The following is a 21,132-nucleotide window of genomic DNA, read 5'->3' on the forward strand; positions in this document are numbered from 1 at the left end:
ATCTTAAGGGGGGGACACCAATGAGAAAAAAGTTCATGTTTCTTTTGGTTGTACTTTTTTCGTTAATTGGTTTTGCTTTTAATATTATCGAAGTAGAACCGATAGTGATTGTTTATAATGATTCCTTTGGTAAATTTGAATTAGCAGATGAAGATGTTGCCAAAACTATAGTTAGTTCAAACCCTTTAGTTTCATTTTATGAGGTTCAGGTTGATCGAGAGGAACTACCTTCTTTAAAGGAGAATTCAGAGTTCTACCGGCTTATATTCATTAAGTATACAGATGGTAGAGCTGTTCCCGTTATAATAGACTCTTCTGGAATGGTGATCAAGGATAAGGGAGCTCTTTTTCGGATTTATATAGCTTTATCAAAATGGGATATTTCTCCTGATACAGTTCAGAGGTATTATAACTTCGCTAAGAAAAACGCTGAATATCTTGAAAGCTTATTTCGAAGACCAGGTAGAAACAGAAAATGGCTTTATAATAAAGCAAAAGAATATGTTGAAAAAATATCCTTTGATAGAACTAAAGATTTCCTAGACAACGCTTACAGCTTCACAGGAGATTACCGGGAATTTATCGGGTACGAAACGGCTATTATACTTCTTGACAGAATTACAGAACTTAAGAATTCAATAGAACAGCGCTATCGTTTGTATCGTGAAGAGCGCGGGACGCTGCGTTCTTTTGAAAGTGTTCGGGAAATAATTAAGGCTGCCGCTGAAATCGATAGTTATTATAATGCTTTTAAAGGGATTTCAAAAACCAGCATAGAAGAAACACTGGCGAGAAAACACAGAGAATCAGTGGAAAAAAGGTTAGAAGAGTTTGATAATGTGGGCAAAGCCGAACTTCTAGAAATATTACTTGTTATTGACAAAGAAGCTTTTTTGGACACTCTCCGGTCTGATGAAGTGCTCAAAGGATTCCGTGAGCTTGAGTTCTTAAAAAATATCGAAAAAATCGTAACTGAAAGTAGTTCTACCGTATTCAGTGTTCTGCCAAAGTTCGTAACAGATCCTGCCGATGGAAATGTTGTCCCCGTTAGTTCAGGTATGTCCTATGTTAAATTAAGATGGGCTTATTTGTATCCATATGGAGAAAAGGGTACTTTTACAGTTCGTTATGGGGAAGAAGGAGATGCCAGGTTTGTTGAAAGGGTTTTTACATTTTCTTCCAATTCTATAAGCATACCGGTTGTTCCATTCAAAAATTATGTGTGGATGATAGCAATTACAGGCCAGGAATTCCAGAAACAACGTTTCTCAACGGTTTCAAAGGAGGTAACCGCACCTGCAGTTGAGGTAGACAGCGAAAGAAATCCGGTAAAGATTTTTATCAGCCCGGATCCACTTATTGAAGGTACTCGCATCACTTACGACTACTACGTTAAAAAAGCGGGACTCCCGTTTACCACCTCTGATATAAAACGAAGCGCTAAAAACGAGATAATGATCTATTTAGATGAGTATGAGCGATATGAATTAGGTGTAAAGATTTCTACTGTGGATGGGAAAGAGGTTACCGGTGATTGGGTAAAGAAAAGTGTATGGGTTGGCATCTCTCCCAGAATATCCAAATTGGATCACAACTTGTTCCGTTTCGAGTGGGCTAAGCCTTTTAGAAAAGATGTCACCAAGTATAGGTTGAAGATCAAAAAAGCCAATGGCGAACTTGAAACGTATTTAACAACAAAAGAGTTCTTTGAAATTTCTCTTGAGCCTGATACTGTGTATAAATGGACTGTTTCGTTGATACTTGATGATGGAAAAGAATTGAAATGTCTTGATAAAAATGGCCAGGAGATCTATTGGACTCTTAATACTCGCGTGAATTCCACACCCGAGGTTGATCTTAAATTCCGCAGAATCTGGGACGAGACACGTGGTGATTCGATATTCCTTTTGACTCTTACGGCAACTGATATCGATGATGATGAGATAACTCTTGGACTGGAATCCTCAGAAGATCCTGAATTCACCGTTATTACAGAACTTGCTTCTTCTACAAGTACCTATTCTGGTAGATTAGAACGTCATTTGCATCTAAAACCCGGCGAAAAGCGCTACCTGAGAGCTTATGCAGATGATGGAATAAGCCCGAGAACGTATTCGACGACCTTATTCCTGCAACGACATTCGTGGGTGGCTGTAGAACCTGCGCACAAAGCAATAGACGTTGGATTGAATCCTATGTTAAGATGGAAACTTGAAGATGTTCCCAATGCGAAGGGTTTTATACTCTGGATATCAGACCCGAATGCACCAGAAAGTGAACCATTCGAGGTTGAGGACAATTTCTATGTTCTATCGTCACTCAAACCCCATACTGAATACTCGTGGCATGTTACTTACAAGGCAGATGGAAGTACCAGCCCTTCCTGGCGCTTCGTAACGTTGAATAGAAACCCATCTGTATATAATCTAAAACCAGCGGACAAAGCTATCATTTCTCCTGCAGAAACCGAGTTATCCTGGGAAGTGAAGGATCTTGATGAAGATACGGTGACTCCGGTGGTTGAGATTGTAGATGCTGATTACAACCCTGTCTATAAAAAGGTTCTTGACCCTGACGCCACCAATATATCTCTTGATGGTATACCGTTGAAAGGTAATTGTCGTTATTATTGGCGTGTCAGTGTTACCGATGGATTTGGTGGCAAAGGGATTTCTGACTGGTTGGAATTTGTGGTTAAGAACACACCACCTCATCTTGAAATCATTTTGCCTGAAAAAGATTCCGTTGTAAACCCGGATGAGGTCGCTTTTGCGTGTGAAACAAAGGATGTTGACGATGGAAGGGTTGCTTTGAAACTCTATATTAATGGCAAGTATCTTATGACGGTGAATGCTACCTCTTTTGTTCTTTCTGATGCTTATGAGTTTATCGGTCACAGTAAATACGAATTGAAGGTTCTGGCCCAGGATAATCATGGTGGTATGGTCGAGAAGCGTGTGGTCTTCTATACGAGCAATAGAAATCCGGAAAAACCTGTGGTTGTTTATCCAGTTAATGGTGGTTCTCTTAGCTATGTCCAAGGTATAAAATGGTCCTGTGTGGACGAAGATGGTGATGTTCTCAGTTACAAAGTAATCGTGAAGGATGCAATCACTGAAAAGGCTTTGACTTTTGATACTACGATGACGCGTCTCGTTTTGAAGAAAGAGCTTCCTGGAAACAAAAATTATCAGCTCAAGATCATTGCAGAAGACGCTAATGGTGGTAAGGCTGAAAGTGATGAAGTAGTTTTCTACGCTCCCAATCATGAACCAGAAATCCCGGTGTTTGAGCTAGAGCCTCTGCCCTATCCTACCCTTGGGGCAAGTCTAACATGGAAAGCGATGGATTATGATCATGAACCGCTTTCCACTATTTTGATGTTTAAACTTAAGCAGGGTGAGTTTAGCAAGTTTGAGGATCTTGAACCGGAAGTCGCTCCAACAACCTCAAAACAGTATAAAGTTCTATTGCCCATTCGCGGATGGTACGATGTGATACTTTCTGTGAAAGACGAAAAAGCGGAAACGAAGAAAGTAGCGACTTTGTTCCTTGATAATAGAGCACCTACTATTGATGAGGTAGAAATTGTCACTTCACAGTTACCATTGCTAGAGGTGAACCCGAATGGTTATGAGACAGTTGTTACTGTTAAGGGATCCGACCTTGATGGCGATGATATAAACTTCAACATTAAGTTAAAAGATTCCTTTGGAAATGTACTTGACCCAGCGAGCATTGAGAGAAGTAAGGTAGAGCAGGAAGTAGTTGCAACTGCTACATTCTATGGATTGAGGGGACACACGAAATATGAAGTGGCCATAGATATTGTTGATGTTCCTTACGCAGCATTTAAGCCAAAAAGCGATAGTTACGTTGAGCGTTTTGAAACTCCAAATACTCCACCGAATCTTACGGTAATAGGGCCTGAAGATCGTATTGTGGATTATAAAAACGTCAGGTTTGAGTGGACTGGTTCTGATTTTGAAGGGGATGTTCTCACTTATGAACTTCATTACAGATTGGTTAGTGAAGAAGCTACCGAAACTATTTCTACTGACAGAGGATTTGTAGAAATACCTTCTCTTAAACCTCATGCGAAATATGTATGGCAGGTGGTTGCATGGGATGGACATCGGGGTTCTTCACGAACGGAACGGAGAACTTTCTGGACGAAAAACTACGCCCCTGTTGTTGAAATTGAAAAGCCGACATACTATGTAGACGAGATTTATCCGAAGATAAGCTGGACAGCGATAGATCCGGATGGGGACTCCCTTACCTTTGAAGTTAAGGTGTTCGATAGCGAAGGGATGTTGATTTTCCAGGCTACCACCGATGCAACTTTTGTACAGTTAACAAAAAACAACACAAAGTTTGAGATGATGGGTAACAGAGAATATACAATTGAGATTACAGCAAGAGAAGGAAAAGAGGTGCCATCGCACGTGACAGAACCGATAACGAAGGTTTTAACCTTTGTTACTCCGAATAGAAAGCCTTTGGTTTCAATTAAGGAGATTCAGGATGAATATGGGAGCCGTGTGTTAGATCTTACCCGGGTTCCCAAGAGCGGGCTCGGATTCTTCTGGGAAGCTACTGATCCTGATGATGATCCTCTAGTATATAATGTTGTTCTCAAGGAGATTAAAGGTGCAGATACCACAACGGTACTTGAAGTAGGTTCATACATGAAGAATTATTACCAACTTCCAGAGGATGTGAAGCTTAATGGTCATAGCACCTATGTTTTGATTGTCGAAGCTGCGGACAAATATGGAGGCAGAACATCTGATTCTTTGAGGTTCGTTACTGTGAATATAGCGCCAAAGATAGTGAAAATATTGTCACCTAAAAATGATCAAGAAGTCGAGGCAGAAAATGTTGTCTTTTCCTGGCTTGCCTATGACGATGATGATGACATTCTCACTTACTATCTTTATCTTAAGAAAAAAGGAGAAGATTACCCGACTGAGCCAATCATTGTCAAAAAGAATACCAGCATAGAGCTTGAAAAAAACCTTGCTGGCCATACCAAATATAAGTGGAAACTGGTGGCTTTCGATGGAAGGGTATACAGTGATGTAGTAGAAGCAGAATTTACAACAGCGAACCATCCGCCGGTTTTCGAGGGAACAGAGAATATTTTCCCGAAAAACAATCAAGAAAACGTTCCGTTATCGGTGATGTTGAGCTGGGAATTCAGCGATGTTGATGGAGATCCTCTGGTTTATGAGGTGAGGGTTAACTTTGGAAAGGCCACATATTCTGCAACAACATCAAACAATTATCTGTTGCTAACAGAACTTCCAGGTAATAGTACCATTAATTGGAAGGTTATCGCGAAAGATCCTTATGGTGGTTTGACCGAAATGGATCAAATGTCATTTGTCACGAGAAATCATGATCCTGTGGCGAAGTTGTTGCTCGAACCGAACGCCGTTGTGGATCCAGAAAAAGCGATTATTTATTGGAAGGCTTTTGATATGGATGGAGATTCTCTTAAGAGTATAGTAGAAATCAAAGAAATTAACACAACGGAGAAACCATTTACAGCTGTTTATAGAACAACGGATACTAAATGGAGAGTTGAAGGACTTAAAGGCAATAGAAAGTACAGGATAATCTTGAAAGTCATGGAGGCATTCAAAAAAGGTTATGATACTGATGAGGTCGTTATAACAACCGCAAATAGACCTCCGTTAAAGCCAAATGCATTGGTACCCGCGAATGGTGAAATTGTTCCCGCTGATTCTTTTGAGTTCAGCTGGAAAGGGGAAGATCCGGATGGCGATTCATTGGTGTATAGCCTCGTAATTGAAAATATCTTGGTGGATCAGTTCCTGAAGGTGGAAAAGCTGATTTCTAATAAAGTAGAGATGAAACCCTTGATGCCTTATTCAATATATAGGTGGAAAGTTGTTGCTGAGGATTTCCATGGAGGGAATACCGAAAGCGATTACTGGTACTTTATGACAGGGCCTGGAGAACGTTTGGATGACGGGATACGATTTACTGCTTTCATGATATATCGTATCTTTGGCGAGGAAGTTGTGGTAGCCGGAACAGTAGATGGAAAGATCATGGTATTCAAAGATAAAGAACCAATCGGTGAGTTAGAAATCTCAAGCGAATCCGTTTCAAAGATTTATGCTGATGATCTTGGAATCATTCACTGCGAAGATGTTTCTGGAAACAAGTACAAAATAATTCTTACATCAGAGTCGGGTGAAGCTGAAGATAGTTGCCGATTGAAGATCGAGTATTTTGAAGAGAACAGGAATATGTTCAAGTATTCACATCACTAAGATGTTTAAGCCCGTTACCCCAGGAGGTGTCATGCTTGTTCAGAACCCTTGATGAAGTGATTGAAAAAGCCAGAAGTGTTAAAGGCAAGAAAGCCGTTCTTGTTGGAGCTGAGGATAGAGAAGGGTTGATTGCCCTTAAAACCGCGGCTGGAGAGGGTGTTGTAGAGCCAATTCTTGTTGGGGATAAAAATAAAGTTGACGTGCTTCTTGATGAATTCGGGCTTCAGTGCGAAGTTGTTGATGCCAAAACGCCGGATGAAGCTGCTGAAAAAGGGGTAAAGTTGGTTCGCAATGGTAAAGCTGATATCCTTATGAAGGGACTTGTAAAGACAGCCATATTGCTCAAAGCAGTTCTCAACAAGGAGTGGGGGTTGAGAAGTGGGAGTTTATTGAGTCATATCGCCGTTCTTGATGTTCCCGCGCTCGATAGGCTTGTTTACGTTTCTGATGGGGGTATGGTAATTCGGCCGGACCTTTCTCAAAAGAAGGCTATTATCGAAAACGCTGTCAAATTCCTTCACAGTTTGGGTTACGAAAGGCCCAGAGTAGCTTTGTTAGCAGCTGTTGAAGTGGTTAATCCTGACATGCCTGAAACCCTTGAAGCTGCTGTGATCGCTAAAATGGCTGAACGCGGCCAGCTTCCTGCGTGTGAGGTAGATGGGCCCCTAGGACTGGACAATGCCCTGAACATGACCGCAGCGAAGATAAAGAAAGTTAAAGGAAATGTTGCAGGACTAGCTGAACTGTTGATAGTACCTGATATACACTCAGGTAATTTTCTCGGAAAATCGGCGGTGTATCTCGCCGGTGGAACAATTGCCGGTTTGGTTCTTGGTGCTACTGCGCCTGTTGTGATTGTCTCAAGGGCAGACAACGCGAAGTCAAAACTTGCATCTCTGGCGCTTGCTGTTCTTAGTGTGGCAGGTGATATGAAATGATTGTAAAATTCGACGATAAAACTTACCAGTTCGATAAACGCATGACGGTGAGGAGGCTTTTGGAGGAACTTAGACTGAATCCCGAAGCCCATATTGTGATCGTAGATGGCCAGATCAAAACGCCAGATATCGTAATCAGCGAAACTTCCGAAGTGAGGATCGTTAGAGCTGTTTCTGGAGGCTAATACTTAATCACGTTATCGTAAAACCACGTCAAATAGCTGCTAAAAATAGTCTTAACGAACCAATGCCAAAGTATATCTCCATCATAGATGGAAATATTAAGTTTTGGTACGTTATTGTGTGTATAATATTGGCATGCTAGTAGTTGCCAATTAGTAAGTCGCTCGGAGTTGTGTGATGTAGACAATTTGATATTGCTGTAATCTATACTAAAAATCTATACTAAAATGATAAAGTAATTGAAATTTAAAGACTCAAAAAAGGAGGGACTAAAATAGAATATCTTCCTTACGGAACGCTTCTTAAAAAAAGATACCGCATAGTTTTTTTTCTCGGACGCGGTGGGTTTGGTATAACGTATCTTTGTGTTGACAATGCTAAAAGCAAAAATACAGCCGTTAAGGAGTTCTTTCCAAAGGGTGCCAGGCGCGAAGGACTAAACGTCTTGCCACCGGAGGGTATAGAACCTGAGCAATACTATGAAAAAGTCAAGCGCTTTCTTGTTGAAGCTGAAATACTGGAGAAGGTTAATGATCACAGAGTGGTGAGACTTCTTGACTCTTTTGAAGAAAATAACACCGCGTATTATGTTATGGAGTATGTTGAAGGACCAACATTACAACAATTTATAAGAGACCGGGGGCCTCTTGGGACCAAAGAGGCTCTTGACCTCATAAGAGAAATAGCATTGGGATTGAAAGCTATTCATGAGTATGGGTTTGTACATGGTGACTTGAAGCCCTCTAATATCCTTTTGAAAAGCGGAATGTTTGTCAGAATAGCAGATTTTGGAGCTTCCGGGATAAAAGACAGCTTTTTCAGATTAGGAGAACATAATGTGGTTTCCTTGAATTATTCTGCTCCTGAACTTTTTACCAGCCAGGCAGTTCCAAACGTTCAGACTGATATATACTCCCTGGGCGGTGTCCTCTATTTCCTGGTTACCGGAGAAAGTCCGGTGCCCGCTACCCAAAGAGCTAAAGGGAAAGAACTAATGATTCCTGATGTTGGAAGGAAAATAAAGAAGCTTATCCTTAAGGCGATGGCATTAAGCCCCGAAAAAAGATTTTACAGCGTGGACAGTTTCTTAAAAGCATTGGACTCCTTCTTTTTTTGAATCAAGCCTTCACGATGAGTTTCCACAGCTTTTTAAGACCTTCGCAAACCTCTGGATATTCTATATTTTCCAGAAGTGTTTTGAAGTCTTTTTCAGAGGTGTTCAGAGCTTCTTCGGGAGACATGAATCGCAGAATTGACGGACGATTAAGCTTTTCATCTTTGCCCGGTGTTTTTCCAAGAATTTCTATAGGTTGAAGCTTGTCTTTGATATCGTCAAGGACCTGAAAGATGTGCCCGAAGCGTAATCCTGTTTCTTTCATCTTCTTTGCTTCTTCCATTCGGTCGGCGCAGATGAATGGTGATGAGAAACAAAAGCCAAAAAGCTCGGCTGTTTTCAATCTATGAATCCTGTTAACATCTTTCGTGTTTGAAGATGGTTCGTACGTTACGTCGAGATATTCACCTTCAATAATTGATAACGCTGTACGAATCCATTCATTTATCAGAAGGAATTTTAAGTGTTCGTTTATTGTCAGTTCCTGAAGCACTTTTACAGGGTACAGCATTAGAAAGTCCCCGGCAAGAATGGCACTGGCTTCATCGAAAGCCTTATGAAGTGAGGGCTTTCCCCTTCTGAAATCGTCGTTGTCTATCGCTGGAAGGTCATCGTGTATGAGACTGCCACTATGAAAGAGTTCGACAGCTACTCCGAGCTTCATATAAAGTTCTGAAGGCAAACCGATAGCTTGCGAGAAGAGAGCTATTAAATAGGGTCTTAACCTTTTGCCCCCTGTTAATGGGGTGTAGTTGATTATACTGGAAAAAGATGAACATACCATCAGTCTTTCGAGATGATCTCGAAGAAACTTATCGAATTCTTTTCTAAAATCATTTATCTTCAGCGTCTTCGTCTTCATCGTTTTCCTGCTGCCTTCTTTCAAAATATTCTCTTAAATCTTCAATATCGAACCGTTTTACGAATTCTTTAAACTCCTGATCTTCGTCTTTATCAGTTTTTTCATCTTCTCCACTTTCGTAAGCACCCTGAAGTTTGCTGAGGTCGATAGCACTTTCGGTGAATACCGATTCTTCAACAAAGACCGGAAACCCACACTTCGCAGCAAGAACAAGACAATCGGAGGGTCTCGCATCTAGAGATTTCGTGTTTCCTGTTGAATCGGTTACATAAAGCGAAGCATAGTAAACATTGTCTCTAACGGAATGTATAACTGCTTTCTCAAACTTTCCGCCAAGAGATTTTATCGATTCGATGAAAAGATCGTAGGTCAAGGGTCTTTGGAAGCTTTCACCGCTTACAGCAAGCGCCAGCGACTCTGCTTCAAAGGGACCAATCCAGATCGCAAATCCCATATTAGATTCATCTACTTCTAAAATAACAACAGGAGAGCTTGATTGATCCAAAGCCAAACCTCTAATTCTAATTTGAAGCATATTCTTCACCCCGATTTCGCATTTGCACGATTGCTTCTGAAATCATTTTCCTGATTTCTTCCCTCAATTCATCTTCTGTATTGAATTTACCCGGATATACAGGTTTCAGGATTCTAATTTTCACGATAGCCGGATGTATTAAAAGTTCTCCTTTTTTCATTATGTCTTTGGTTCCATCAATAGCAACGGGAAGTATTGGAATGTTAAGTTTGTGAGGTATCGAAAGGGACCCTTTCTTGAATTTCTTAATACTACCGTCCAGACTTCTGGTGCCTTCCGGGAACAACATGATTGTACCACCGTTGCGCAGTATATTGAAAATCCTCTTTATTGCTGCCGCTGTTTGAATTTTATTTCCTCGATCAATGAAGACACCATCTAATCTCTTCACAAACCACGAGAAGCCTGGTATCTTTGAGACTTCTATTTTTGCTATAAACGATATTCTACCTTTAACATATCCAACTATTAATGGAATATCGAAAGCGCTTTGATGGTTTGATACTATGACCAGAGGTCCTTTTGGAGGAATGTTTTCGGCACCTTCCACGCTCACTTTTGAACCTATGACGAAAAACGCCACCCTACCAAACCTTCCAACCTCTTGCGCAACATAGTCTTTTGCTGCTTCAATGCCTCGAAACTTTTCAATGAACCAGCTGATGAGAAGAACGAAAGCACCATATACCAACACATAACCTGTAACGGCTATCGCTACCCAGATTGTCAGAAAAAAATCACGAATTTGTTTTATCCATTCCCGGCTTTTCAATTTCTATCACCTTTCCTTGCCTTAGTTTATAAATTTCTACCATCTTCATTGTTTCATCCAATAATGGAGCTAAATCGAGTTTCGACTCTTCGATTTCAACGTCAACGATTCTTGCTTTTGTGGCTGGTTGTTGTGGAACGAAAACGGTGCAGCAGTCTTCGTATGGTTGTATCGAGATTTCAAAAGTCTCGATTTTTTTCGCAATCTGTATTGTTTCGATCTTATCGAATCCTGTTAAAGGCCTTAAAACAAGTATATCAGTTGCGCTTCCGATAGTGTGAAGATTTTCTATTGTTTGGCTGGCTACCTGTCCAAGATTCTCACCCGTAACTATCGCTTTGTAACCATGTTCTTTTGCTATTTTTGTGGCAATCCTCATCATAGCGCGTCGTTGTATAACGAGACTAAGGCTTTCTCGGACGTTGCGGTGAATAGCCAGCTGTAATTTTGTAAAATGGACCCGGTACAGCAACATGTCCCTACCGCCATTGTATTTTGTCAACGCTTTTGCGAGATCAAGGACTTTTTCAAAGGCTTTTTCACCGGTGTAAGGTGGACTTGCGAAATGAATGGCGTGAAGGGTGATCCCTCTCTTTAGGGCATACCATCCAGCAACGGGACTGTCAATACCTCCCGAAAGCAGCAGTAATGCTGATCCGCTGACTCCGACAGGAAGACCACCGGGACCAGGAATCTTGTCCCCAAAAACAAGAACTCCTTCGTTTCTAACTTCAACACCTATTTTGAAATCCGGAGTATGGACATCTACCTTCAATTCCGGAAAAGCATCCAGTATCTTTTCACCGAGATACGCATTCAACTCCTGGCTTGTCATCGGGAAACGTTTATTGGCACGGCGGGTCTCTACTTTGAAGGTCCTTTTTCCAGTGTTTACCTCCATGGAAACAAGCTCTCTGGCAACTTTTTCGATTTCAGAGATTTCAAAGTTGGTTTGAACACCAAGACTGTAATTTTGAACACCAAATGTCCTGGAAACAATTTCCATAGCTTCAGATATGAATTCCTCAGGAATATCGATCAGGAATCTTTTCTTCTTGTTATAAACTTTTGCACCGGGAATCTGGGATTTTAAGTTTCTGATGAGCGCTTTTTCGAAATAGCTTCTGTTTTTGCCTTTTAATCCTATTTCACCGTATCGTATGATGATGATTTTTTTCATTTCTTAGGCCTCCTGGATAGTACAATGATATAATTATTTTAACTCAACTTACGAAGTAGGGGGGATGAAAATGAAAAAGATTCTTTTAATGGGAATACTTTTGATGGGATTGATGGTAGTAGCAGCAAGTTTCGATGAATTGTGGGAGAGGTTTGTCGAGATCAGATCGTATCAGGATACTGAAGCTATGAAAACGTTTATAGAAGAGTTAGAAAACGATCCACAGACTTTTGAAGATGTCAGGATCCTTGCACTGTATGCTGATTGTCTCAGAGAATATGCGAACTGGATAGAAGGGGATGCGAAAAAAGAATACTATGAAAAAGCCAGAAAGTATGCAGAAGAAGCTATCGAAATGGATCCAAATTATGGATATTCTTATTATGTTGCAGGTGCCGCAATAGGTCAACTTGCTCAATATGAAGGCATAGTTAAATCTCTTTTTATGCTCGGTGATTTTGATAAATACATTAAAAAGGCTATGGAATTAATGCCTGATAACCCGTTCCCGATTATAGCGATGGCAATGAGATATCGAGATACACCATGGCCTTTCAAAGATTTCGAGAAATCTGAAGAGCTTTTCATGAAAGCCATTAGACTCGATCCGAAATATGTGAACGCATATCTTGAACTTGCCATCCTTTATGATAAGTGGAAGAAATACGATAATGCAGCCAGATATTACAGGAAAGTAGTAACAATGCCCCTGCATCCGAATTTCATAAAGGCTGGAGAAAAATCTAAAGAGGAAGCAAAAGAATGGCTTGAGGAGCACGGTTACGGGTGGTAAGATGGTCTACAGAATAGTTTTTTCTATTCTTCCAATTCTGTTTATGCCCAAAATAGGCTATTCTCTTGGTTATAGTGTTTTTTTGGCGGGGTTATTGTTCTTTGGGACAGTTATTTCAAAGGATGTTGAATGGATCCCTCAGCTTCAGGGGATTACCCTGGTTTTGCTTTATGCTTTACTCTTGTTGGGATATGCCAAAGGTGCTTCGCCTTCAGATTATTATATGGTGTTGCCGTTAATAAGCATTGGTTATTTGTTTTCAGGTTTTGAAGGATTGCTATTGAGCAAAAAAACGGCAGCGATATTATTTTCTGCTCTGTTCTGGAGCGCTGTTGCTATCGGGCTTTCGTTTATAGCCTATAAGAAACTTGGAAGCCCTGGAATCGTAATGTCGGTAGTTTTATTCTTTTTTATCGCTATGCAAGATATCAAAAAGATACTCAAGAAAGGAGAAGACAGTCCAATTTGAAGTTAGTGTTTGTGTTATCAAAAACAAACAGATACAGTATTGCTGCGTTGTTTGGAGCCATTGAAGACCTTGAAGTTGATGTCGAAGTAATCGGTGAATCTGAGTTTATAAATGCTAATTACATTGGGAGCGATGATGCTATCATCGCTCTATCTTTTATGTCTCCAGAGGCAAAAAAGAATGAGAAGTTAATACGAAAGTTAAGTTCCGCTGGAAACAGGGTGATCGTTGGAGGTCCGCATGCTTCAGCAAAACCTGAGGAAATTCTGGGGATGGGAGCATATGCCGTTTTTGTCGGTGAAGGAGAAAGGACTTTAAGGAAGTTCCTTTTGAATCCTACTCCTGGTATTTGGTATGGTGAAAAGTTACAGCAACTCGACACATTTCCGCCGTTTTCATTGAAACATGAGTTCTTTTCACCAATGGAAATCTCCAGAGGTTGTCCTTTTGGTTGTAACTACTGTCAGACACCTAGAATTTTCGGAAGACGTGTTCGGCACAGGAGTGTGGAAAATATCCTTCATTTTGCAAGAGAAAGTGTTGAGCGTGGAAGAAAAGTGGCACGTTTTATAACTCCGAATGCTTTTGGATATGGTTCTAAAAATGGGGTTACTCCCAATACGAAAGTTATTTACGAACTCCTATCCGGGATGAGAAAGATCGGTATGCGCGAGGTTTATTTTGGTTCTTTTCCATCAGATGTGAGGCCGGAATCCGTAAGCGATGATGTTCTTGCTATTGTTCAGGAGTTTTGTGATAATAAGGTTATTGTTGTCGGCTTGCAGAGCGGCAGTGATCGGATCTTGAAACAGCTGAACCGCGGTCATGACGTTCAAACGGCTATTAACACTATCAGGAAAATTTCAAGATACGGGTTCACACCTTATGTGGACATGATCTTTGGATTTCCCTTTGAAGAGGACAGTGATATCGAAAAATCCTTTGAAGTAGCGTATTACCTTTACGAAAAATACGGTGCGGTAATCCACGGCCATACTTTTATGCCGCTTCCAGGTACACCCTTTGAGAACTTAAAATCAAAACTCAGTTCCAAAACTTTGAGGGAACTTGGAAGACTTTCCGCAAAAGGTATAATGAAGGGACAATGGCAGAATCAAATAACGATTTCCCAGGAAATTTCGCACAGTGAACCAAAAGGAGAGTGAGTGATCAATGGGAAAAACGACAAAGATAACAATAGGAAGTGTTCAATTCAATCCTCTACAAAAAAACGGCGGCGAGAATCTGGAAAGAGCTGTAAACTATATAGAACTTCTTGTAGAAAAAGGAGTAGATTTAGTGCTCTTGCCGGAGATGTTCAATACGGGTTATGGAACAGACGATGAGACCCTGCAACTTGCAACCGAACTGTACGAAGAAACGCTGGAAACTCTATCGGCTATTGCCGATTACAATGATGTCGCTATTATAGGAGGAATGATTCGTAAAAAGACCGATAGATATTTCAATTCAACGGTGATTGTGCTTCCATATCGTGAACCGGTTTTTTACGACAAAACGCACCTTTTCCGAGATGAAAAGGGGGTATTTTCACCGGGAGAAAAATTTGTGACTTTTGTGTATCTCGATGTTACTTTTGGAGTAGTCATGTGTTATGAAATTGGATTTCCCGAGATCTCAAGAATTCTCTGCAAACAAAGTGGTGCACAAGTTTTGCTGGCTCCTTTTGCTTTTGGAGCGGAAAGGCACAGAATATACGACGTTGCGACGAGATCAAGAGCGATGGAGAACGGAGCATTTTTGGTTACTTCCAGCCAAAACGGAAATTCAGGGAAAATGAATTTTATTGGAAAAAGCCGTATTGTTTCTCCTTCAGGCGAAATAATAACAGAAGCCGGCAATGCTGAAGGCATCATCTTAGGAAAACTTGATTTGGGACTGGTGGAAAAGTATAGGTACAGGGAGGTTGATGATTCCCACGCTTATTATGCCAACTTTAGAAATGACCTCTACAAGTGATTTGGGTATTGACAGTTAGGAATTTATGAGATACAATAGCATTCGGAAACTGCGGAAGGGCCGTTAGCTCAACAGGCAGAGCGGCTGATTCTTAATCAGTAGGCTGCAGGTTCGATTCCTGCACGGCCCACCAGAGTAAAAGTAAGAGGAGCTGTGCTCCCACCCCCGCCAGAAAAGCCAAGGGGTCAATACTCGGTTTCAGTACCAGGCGGGTGTTTTGCCGCCTGTTTTTTTTGTAGAGGTGATGGATATCGGTAGCAAAAAGGGTTCTTCATATGCCCCGAGAAACAGTGAGATAAGAGTTGCAAAGGTCAGGGTAATCGATGAAAATGGTCAACAACTAGGAATAATGCCAACTCCACAGGCACTCGACGTTGCGAGAGAAAAAGGCTTGGATCTTGTTCTGGTATCGCCAAATGCGAATCCGCCTGTAGCCAGAATAATGGATTATGGGAAGTACAAGTACGAAAAGGAAAAGCGTGCCAAGGAAGCAAAGAAAAAAGCAAAGCAGGTTCAGCTCAAGCAGATGAAATTCCGTTTGCGTATTGAAGACCATGATTTTCACACAAAGGTTAACAGAATAAGGCAATTTCTCTCCAAGGGTAACAAAGTGCGAGTGGTGATTATGTTCAGGGGAAGAGAAATGGCTTTCACAGATCAAGGTAAACAGCTTCTTGATAGAGTAGCTGAAGAACTCAAGGAGATAGCAGAGATCGATAAAAGTGCGAAGCTTGAAGGAAGAGATATGTGGATGATTTTAAGACCAAAATCACCTCAAGGAGGTAAGTCTGATGGCTAAGACGAAAATGAAGACACACAAGGCAACTGCTAAACGTTTTAAGATAACCGGTAGCGGCAAGGTAATGCGCCAGCACTCCGGGAAAAACCATAATACTGGAAAAAAGAAAGAAAACAACAGAAGAGAAGTTAAAAAGTGGGAACAGGTGAAAAACAGCCCGTTAGCAAAGAGAATAAAAAACAACATAGCAAGATAAGATCAAAAACGATTTGAAGAGGTGATACAGGATGCGCGTCAAAGGTGGTGTCAATTCCAAGAAAAAGAAAAGAAAATATTTGAAGGCTGCGAAGGGTTACAGAGGAGCTCTTAGCAGAAGGTATCGTCTTGCAAAGCAGTACTACATCCGCTCGGGCGTTTACGCTTATGTTGGCAGAAAACAGAAGAAGAGAGATTTCCGCAAGTTGTGGATTACAAGGATCAACGCTGCTGCGAGAATGGAAGGCATAAAATATAGCGAACTTATCCACGGTTTGAAGCTTTCAGGTGTGAACATCAACAGAAAGATGCTCGCTGATCTTGCGGTTAATGATTTTGAGGCTTTTAAGGAGTACGTGGCTTTGGCCAAAGAGGCGCTAGGGAAGTAAGATATGAATAACAGGGGCTTGGAAAGCCCCTTTTTTTTGGGAGTTAGTCAGGCATTTCGATAAAGAGAGGCCGAAAATAAGGAGGAATGTTTATGGAAATCACAATGAAACAGGTTGGAAGTATGGCTTTTTACACTAAGACACCATCTGGACATGATGTCCACGTGGATGCGAGCCCTAAGGTTGGTGGAATGGATTCTGCTCCGAGGCCAACGGAACTGGTATTGATTGGTCTTGCCGGATGTACATCGATGGATGTTGTTTCCATATTGAGAAAAATGAAAGTTGAAAATTATACTTATGAGATTGTCGTTTCAGCAGAAAGGGCTGAAGAATATCCAAAGGTTTTCACAGCCATCAATCTTAAATATATATTCAAGGGTAAGGAACTTCCGCATGATAAGATAGAAAAAGCGGTAAGGCTTTCACAGGAGAGATATTGTTCGGTTTCAGCAATGCTGGGGCGAGGTTGCTAAGTTGACTTACGAAGTCGTATACGAGGAGGAATAATACATGGCAACTGCGAGAAATTTGGCAGAGACGATGAAGAAAGTGCGCGAGAACATGTCACATATAAAGCATAAGATACTCGTTATGTCAGGAAAAGGCGGAGTTGGAAAATCCACTGTAGCCGTTAATCTGGCTGTGGCTCTTGCAGATGAAGGATTTAAAACAGGGTTGATAGATATTGATCTTCATGGTCCAAATGTCGCAAAAATGGTTGGTTTAAACAAAAAGCCGGTTGTTGTGGAAGATCAGATAATTCCCCAAGAGCTGCTCCCGAATTTGAAGGTTGTATCGTTGGCGAGTTTTGTTGAAGAAGATACGCCTGTCATCTGGCGAGGTCCCATGAAAACATCTGCGATATATCAGTTTCTTGGTGACGTAGCCTGGGGTGAACTTGATTTCCTGATTATTGATGCACCTCCCGGTACAGGTGATGAACCGTTAACGATCCTTCAAACTGTTCCGGATATTCGACCTCTTGTGGTCACGACCCCACAAGAGGTTTCCGTTCTGGATGTTGGAAGAGCATTAAAGTTCGTAGAGTCAATGAAAAAAAAGCTGTTAGGAATAGTGGAAAATATGTCTTACATGGTATGTCCGCATTGTGGTGGAAAAATAGAACTTTTCGGAAAGGGTGGAGGTGAAAAACTGGCCAAAGAGTTCTCTGCCACGCTTCTTGGACAGATTCCTTTCGATCCAAAAGTTGTTTCAAATTCTGATAGAGGGGAAACAATAATCACTCATATGCGTGGTTCAATAGTGGAAAAATCTTTTAGGGATTTAGTAAAAAAGATAGTTGAAGAGGTGGAGAGGTAAAATGTCGAAGTTAAAAACTATGACGTTGGAATGGACAGGTGAATCCGTTATTTTTATCGACCAGCGCAAACTCCCAACCCAGGAAATTTACGTTGAATGCGAAACGTACGAAGATGTTTACGTGGCTATAAAGGATATGATCGTTCGCGGAGCTCCTGCTATCGGTGCAAGTGCTGCCTTCGGTTATGTTTTGGGAGCCCAAAAATTCAATGGGGCCTTCGATTCAGCTGAAGGGTTAGCCTATATGGAAAAGGTCAAAGAAAAACTAGCATCGAGCCGCCCAACGGCCGTTAATCTTTTCTGGGCTTTAGACAGAATGCATAGAACCTTTGAAAGTTTTAGAAATGAACCTGATGTAGTGAAGCTTTTAGAAGAAGAAGCTTTGAAAATTGCCTATGAAGATATAGAGGTTAACCGTGCCATCGGAAAGCATGGTGCTGAGGTCTTAAGAGACGGTGATACTGTTTTAACCCACTGTAATGCTGGAGCTCTTGCAACGGTAGATTATGGAACGGCCCTTGGTGTTATAAGAGCAGCGGTAGAACAAGGAAAGAAGATAAAGGTGTTCGCTGATGAGACAAGACCTTATCTTCAGGGTGCCAGGCTAACCGCATGGGAACTAATGAAGGATGGCATAGATGTTACTTTGATTTCTGATAATATGGCTGGCTGGGTAATGAAAAAAGGATGGATTAATGCTGTTGTTGTCGGCGCTGACAGGATTGCAGCCAATGGAGATGTTGCAAATAAAATCGGGACGTACTCCGTTGCCATCCTCGCACAGAAACATGGTATTCCTTTTTATGTGGCGGCACCTTTATCAACGATTGATTTGAACACACCAACAGGTGATGAAATACCGATAGAGGAACGAAGTCATAGAGAGATCACCCACGTTCAGGGAGTCCAGATTGCTCCCGATAATATCAAATGTTATAATCCTGCTTTCGATGTTACACCCTCACACCTGATAACAGGTATAATAACAGAGAAGGGGATCGTTAGACCTCCATACGATGTGGAATTAAAAAAACTTTTTGAATGAGTGTTGGGATTTGATGTTCAATGTTATCTGACCCCCGTAAAGGGGGTCAGTTTTAGGAGGAATTCTGTGGCGGACTTTGCGGTAATAAATTCACGTAGAGAAATACGCCTTTTTTCTTCTTCGATACCTTCTATTCTTCTGATAAACGGCAGGAGAGCTTCTTTCATTATTGATGAGTTTAATGGAGTGAAATTGATAAAAGTCGATTTTGATCTCTCCGTTTATGACGAAGTTATCATCGAACTGTCCAATGGTTTATCGGTACCAGCTTATCCTGTTGGGTTAATTGATGAATCCGAAATTACTTATGATGATTGGCTCGGTTATAAAATTGAGGATGACAGCATTGTTTTAAAGGTCTGGGCACCGGGACCCCAGAGGCTTTTTATCGAAATTTTCGAATCTGAGAGTAGCGCAGATTTGCCAGTTGTTGTTCCTATGGAACTCGATAAAGAAACTGGTGTCTGGTCTGTGAAAATCAGTAAAAAATTTCTTAATTCCGCTTATCGTTATAGGATAGAGCGTTTTGGAAAAATCCTTTACTCTCCGGATCCATATGCCCCAGCTGCTACGGTTAACGGTAAACTTTCCTATATCCTCAAATTTGATGAATTTGTTCCGGAAGGTTGGGAAAGTGATGAAGGTCCGAAATTGGATTCTCCTGTCGATGCAATTATCTATGAAGCTCATGTCAAAGACCTTTCGACTTCCTGGACCGCTAACTTTCAAGACCGTGGAAAATTTGTGTCTCTGTTAGAAGCTGACGCTTCCACTGTTTTGGGTGATAAAGCAGGTATAGCTCACATTCGCGAACTTGGTGCGACCCATATCCAGTTTCTGCCTCTTCAGGACTTTGGAAGTGTTGATGAGGTTGATGACAACGCTTATAACTGGGGTTATGACCCAATGCTTTATAACGTTCCAGAAGGTTCGTATTCAACCGATCCATGCTCTCCTGAAAGAAGAATCCTGGAATTTAGAAAACTGGTAAGTGCAGTACACAAAAACGGTCTAGGTGTAATACTCGACGTGGTTTACAACCACACTTATGTTATTGATACTCCTTTCAACAGACTTGTTCCCTATTACTATTACAGACTCAAGGAAAATGGCGAGTTTTCGAATGGTTCTGGTTGTGGCAATGAACTTGCGACAGAAAGAACTATGGTCAGAAAATTCATAATCGATTCATTGAAGCACTGGGTAAGGAATTATCATGTAGATGGTTTTCGTTTTGATCTAATGGCCCTTCTGGGAAAAAGTACTGTACTAGAAATTGAGCGAGAATTGAGACAGGTAAAAGAAGATCTTCTTCTTTACGGTGAACCATGGTCAGCTGCTTCGAGTTCTATAAAAGATGTGTGTCTCACAAAGGGTGAGCAAAGAAATATCAACATTGCGGTTTTCAACGATGATCTAAGAAATGCTCTCAAAGGCTATCCTGATGATGAATCAAAAGGATTTGTTTCCGGCGAACGCGGTTGGGAAACGGGCATTGTGATAGGTATGCTGGGGGAGATCGATTACTCGCATGTTTTCAAGGGGTTTACTGCACACCCCACAGAAACCATTAATTATGCTTCTGCTCATGATAACCTCACCCTTTACGATAAACTTATCAAAAGCGTTCCAAAAATATCTTTCGAAGAAAGAAAAAGAATGGCAGCTCTGGCCCTCAGTATAATACTCACTTCTCAGGGAATAGCATTCATACATGCAGGTTCTGAGATGCTCAGAACAAAGTTTTTAGAAGAAAACAGTTATCGCTCTGGTAGCTTGATCAACGAACTGAATTATCTTCAAAAACGGATATACAGGGATTTTCACGAATATATACGGGGGTTGATTCTGCTCAGGAAGAACCATCTTCTTTTCAGACTTCGTACTGCAGATGAGGTAAGAAGACATGTTGAAGTACTCCACATTGCCGATGGTTTTGTTTCAGTAAGATTGAAAGATGATCAAGAAGAGATTTTAGTAGCGCACAACGCTAGAAATGAAGCGGTTTCTTTAAACATTAGCGGGACTTGGAAGTTGCTGGTGTACGATTGTAAAATTGATCTGGATGGACAAAGAAAGGTACTGGATACCATTAAGGTGGAGAGATTGTCTACGACAGTGGCGATCAGGATGAAAGATGAGAGATGAGAGGCCGAGAACCGAGAGGGTGAGAAGGCGAGAGAGCGAGATCCGAGAATCCGAGAATCGGTATGCTTGCAAGTGCGTATCAACTGCGAAGCAGTTCGA

At 41.2% G+C, this 21,132-nt stretch carries 18 protein-coding genes, 1 tRNA gene and 1 pseudogene; 16 read left to right on the forward strand and 4 right to left on the reverse strand.

Annotated elements, in window-relative coordinates; all coding sequences use genetic code 11:
• Window positions 1-20: 20 nt before the first annotated feature.
• From DU53_RS07540 to DU53_RS07555, 4 genes are all read left to right on the forward strand, one after another.
• Window positions 21-6,308, forward strand: coding sequence for a fibronectin type III domain-containing protein (locus DU53_RS07540; protein WP_015868776.1), 6,288 nt, complete (start codon window positions 21-23; stop codon window positions 6,306-6,308).
• 35 nt (window positions 6,309-6,343) lie between these two features.
• Entirely contained in the window at window positions 6,344-7,246 is a 903-nt protein-coding gene (locus DU53_RS07545; protein ID WP_015868777.1) for a bifunctional enoyl-CoA hydratase/phosphate acetyltransferase, read from the forward strand.
• Window positions 7,243-7,431, forward strand: coding sequence for a MoaD/ThiS family protein (locus DU53_RS07550; RefSeq protein ID WP_015868778.1), 189 nt, complete (start codon window positions 7,243-7,245; stop codon window positions 7,429-7,431). The genes DU53_RS07545 and DU53_RS07550 overlap by 4 nt, the downstream gene beginning before the upstream one ends.
• 317 nt (window positions 7,432-7,748) lie before the next feature.
• The gene (locus DU53_RS07555; protein ID WP_255358898.1) at window positions 7,749-8,546 is read left to right on the forward strand and encodes a serine/threonine-protein kinase; all 798 of its coding nucleotides are present in this window, start codon (window positions 7,749-7,751) and stop codon (window positions 8,544-8,546) included.
• Window position 8,547: 1 nt separating this feature from the next.
• Here the strand turns inward: DU53_RS07555 and DU53_RS07560 are convergent, their stop codons facing one another.
• From DU53_RS07560 to thiI, 4 genes are read right to left on the reverse strand one after another with little or no spacing between them, the layout of a single operon-like run.
• Complete coding sequence (locus DU53_RS07560) at window positions 8,548-9,405, reverse strand: polyprenyl synthetase family protein (protein WP_015868780.1); 858 nt, start codon at window positions 9,403-9,405, stop codon at window positions 8,548-8,550.
• A complete protein-coding gene (locus DU53_RS07565) occupies window positions 9,377-9,910 on the reverse strand; it encodes a bifunctional nuclease family protein (RefSeq protein WP_015868781.1) in 534 nt (177 codons plus the stop codon). The genes DU53_RS07560 and DU53_RS07565 overlap by 29 nt, the downstream gene beginning before the upstream one ends.
• Before the next feature lie 16 nt (window positions 9,911-9,926).
• Window positions 9,927-10,712 (reverse strand): 1-acyl-sn-glycerol-3-phosphate acyltransferase, encoded by a 786-nt coding sequence (locus tag DU53_RS07570; RefSeq protein ID WP_015868782.1) that lies wholly within the window; start codon window positions 10,710-10,712, stop codon window positions 9,927-9,929.
• The gene (gene thiI, locus DU53_RS07575; protein WP_015868783.1) at window positions 10,678-11,892 is read right to left on the reverse strand and encodes a tRNA uracil 4-sulfurtransferase ThiI; all 1,215 of its coding nucleotides are present in this window, start codon (window positions 11,890-11,892) and stop codon (window positions 10,678-10,680) included. The genes DU53_RS07570 and thiI overlap by 35 nt, the downstream gene beginning before the upstream one ends.
• A gap of 70 nt (window positions 11,893-11,962) precedes the next feature.
• On the opposite strand from thiI, the gene DU53_RS07580 reads away from it, so the two are divergent.
• The 12 genes and pseudogenes from DU53_RS07580 (at window position 11,963) to pulA (ending at window position 21,033) form a co-directional block, all read left to right on the forward strand.
• A complete protein-coding gene (locus DU53_RS07580) occupies window positions 11,963-12,685 on the forward strand; it encodes a tetratricopeptide repeat protein (RefSeq protein ID WP_015868784.1) in 723 nt (240 codons plus the stop codon).
• A gap of 1 nt (window position 12,686) precedes the next feature.
• On the forward strand, window positions 12,687-13,154 hold the full coding sequence (locus DU53_RS07585; RefSeq protein ID WP_063728294.1) for a hypothetical protein: 468 nt from the start codon (window positions 12,687-12,689) through the stop codon (window positions 13,152-13,154).
• A 5-nt stretch (window positions 13,155-13,159) separates the two neighbouring features.
• Complete coding sequence (locus DU53_RS07590) at window positions 13,160-14,320, forward strand: TIGR04013 family B12-binding domain/radical SAM domain-containing protein (RefSeq protein ID WP_235599759.1); 1,161 nt, start codon at window positions 13,160-13,162, stop codon at window positions 14,318-14,320.
• A gap of 7 nt (window positions 14,321-14,327) precedes the next feature.
• Window positions 14,328-15,134, forward strand: coding sequence for a carbon-nitrogen hydrolase family protein (locus tag DU53_RS07595; protein WP_015868787.1), 807 nt, complete (start codon window positions 14,328-14,330; stop codon window positions 15,132-15,134).
• A 57-nt stretch (window positions 15,135-15,191) separates the two neighbouring features.
• Window positions 15,192-15,267, forward strand: a tRNA-Lys gene (locus DU53_RS07600).
• A gap of 111 nt (window positions 15,268-15,378) precedes the next feature.
• Complete coding sequence (infC, locus tag DU53_RS07605) at window positions 15,379-15,933, forward strand: translation initiation factor IF-3 (RefSeq protein ID WP_015868788.1); 555 nt, start codon at window positions 15,379-15,381, stop codon at window positions 15,931-15,933.
• Complete coding sequence (gene rpmI, locus DU53_RS07610; RefSeq protein ID WP_015868789.1) at window positions 15,926-16,129, forward strand: 50S ribosomal protein L35; 204 nt, start codon at window positions 15,926-15,928, stop codon at window positions 16,127-16,129. The genes infC and rpmI overlap by 8 nt, the downstream gene beginning before the upstream one ends.
• 31 nt (window positions 16,130-16,160) lie before the next feature.
• Window positions 16,161-16,517 carry a 50S ribosomal protein L20 gene (gene rplT, locus DU53_RS07615; RefSeq protein ID WP_015868790.1) on the forward strand — a complete coding sequence of 119 codons (357 nt, stop codon included), beginning with the start codon at window positions 16,161-16,163 and terminating at the stop codon, window positions 16,515-16,517.
• A gap of 92 nt (window positions 16,518-16,609) precedes the next feature.
• A pseudogene (locus DU53_RS07620) lies at window positions 16,610-17,027 on the forward strand (OsmC family protein).
• Window positions 17,028-17,030: 3 nt separating this feature from the next.
• Complete coding sequence (locus DU53_RS07625; RefSeq protein WP_015868792.1) at window positions 17,031-17,840, forward strand: Mrp/NBP35 family ATP-binding protein; 810 nt, start codon at window positions 17,031-17,033, stop codon at window positions 17,838-17,840.
• A gap of 1 nt (window position 17,841) precedes the next feature.
• The gene (gene mtnA, locus DU53_RS07630) at window positions 17,842-18,885 is read left to right on the forward strand and encodes an S-methyl-5-thioribose-1-phosphate isomerase (RefSeq protein ID WP_015868793.1); all 1,044 of its coding nucleotides are present in this window, start codon (window positions 17,842-17,844) and stop codon (window positions 18,883-18,885) included.
• A 66-nt stretch (window positions 18,886-18,951) separates the two neighbouring features.
• A complete protein-coding gene (gene pulA / locus DU53_RS07635) occupies window positions 18,952-21,033 on the forward strand; it encodes a type I pullulanase (protein WP_015868794.1) in 2,082 nt (693 codons plus the stop codon).
• Window positions 21,034-21,132 lie beyond the last annotated feature (99 nt).

This window comes from Kosmotoga sp. DU53 (genome assembly GCF_001639905.1).
GTDB classification, from domain to species: domain Bacteria; phylum Thermotogota; class Thermotogae; order Petrotogales; family Kosmotogaceae; genus Kosmotoga; species Kosmotoga olearia.

Bases quoted from the DNA above. Each gene is read 5' to 3' on its own strand.
- DU53_RS07540 (WP_015868776.1), top strand. From the start codon at position 21: ATGAGAAAAAAGTTCATGTTTCTTTTGGTTGTACTTTTTTCGTTAATT.
- DU53_RS07550 (WP_015868778.1), top strand. From the start codon at position 7,243: ATGATTGTAAAATTCGACGATAAAACTTACCAGTTCGATAAACGCATG.
- DU53_RS07560 (WP_015868780.1), bottom strand. From the start codon at position 9,405: ATGAAGACGAAGACGCTGAAGATAAATGATTTTAGAAAAGAATTCGAT.
- thiI (WP_015868783.1), bottom strand. From the start codon at position 11,892: ATGAAAAAAATCATCATCATACGATACGGTGAAATAGGATTAAAAGGC.
- DU53_RS07580 (WP_015868784.1), top strand. From the start codon at position 11,963: ATGAAAAAGATTCTTTTAATGGGAATACTTTTGATGGGATTGATGGTA.
- DU53_RS07585 (WP_063728294.1), top strand. From the start codon at position 12,687: ATGGTCTACAGAATAGTTTTTTCTATTCTTCCAATTCTGTTTATGCCC.
- DU53_RS07595 (WP_015868787.1), top strand. From the start codon at position 14,328: ATGGGAAAAACGACAAAGATAACAATAGGAAGTGTTCAATTCAATCCT.
- infC (WP_015868788.1), top strand. From the start codon at position 15,379: ATGGATATCGGTAGCAAAAAGGGTTCTTCATATGCCCCGAGAAACAGT.
- rpmI (WP_015868789.1), top strand. From the start codon at position 15,926: ATGGCTAAGACGAAAATGAAGACACACAAGGCAACTGCTAAACGTTTT.
- rplT (WP_015868790.1), top strand. From the start codon at position 16,161: ATGCGCGTCAAAGGTGGTGTCAATTCCAAGAAAAAGAAAAGAAAATAT.
- DU53_RS07625 (WP_015868792.1), top strand. From the start codon at position 17,031: ATGGCAACTGCGAGAAATTTGGCAGAGACGATGAAGAAAGTGCGCGAG.
- mtnA (WP_015868793.1), top strand. From the start codon at position 17,842: ATGTCGAAGTTAAAAACTATGACGTTGGAATGGACAGGTGAATCCGTT.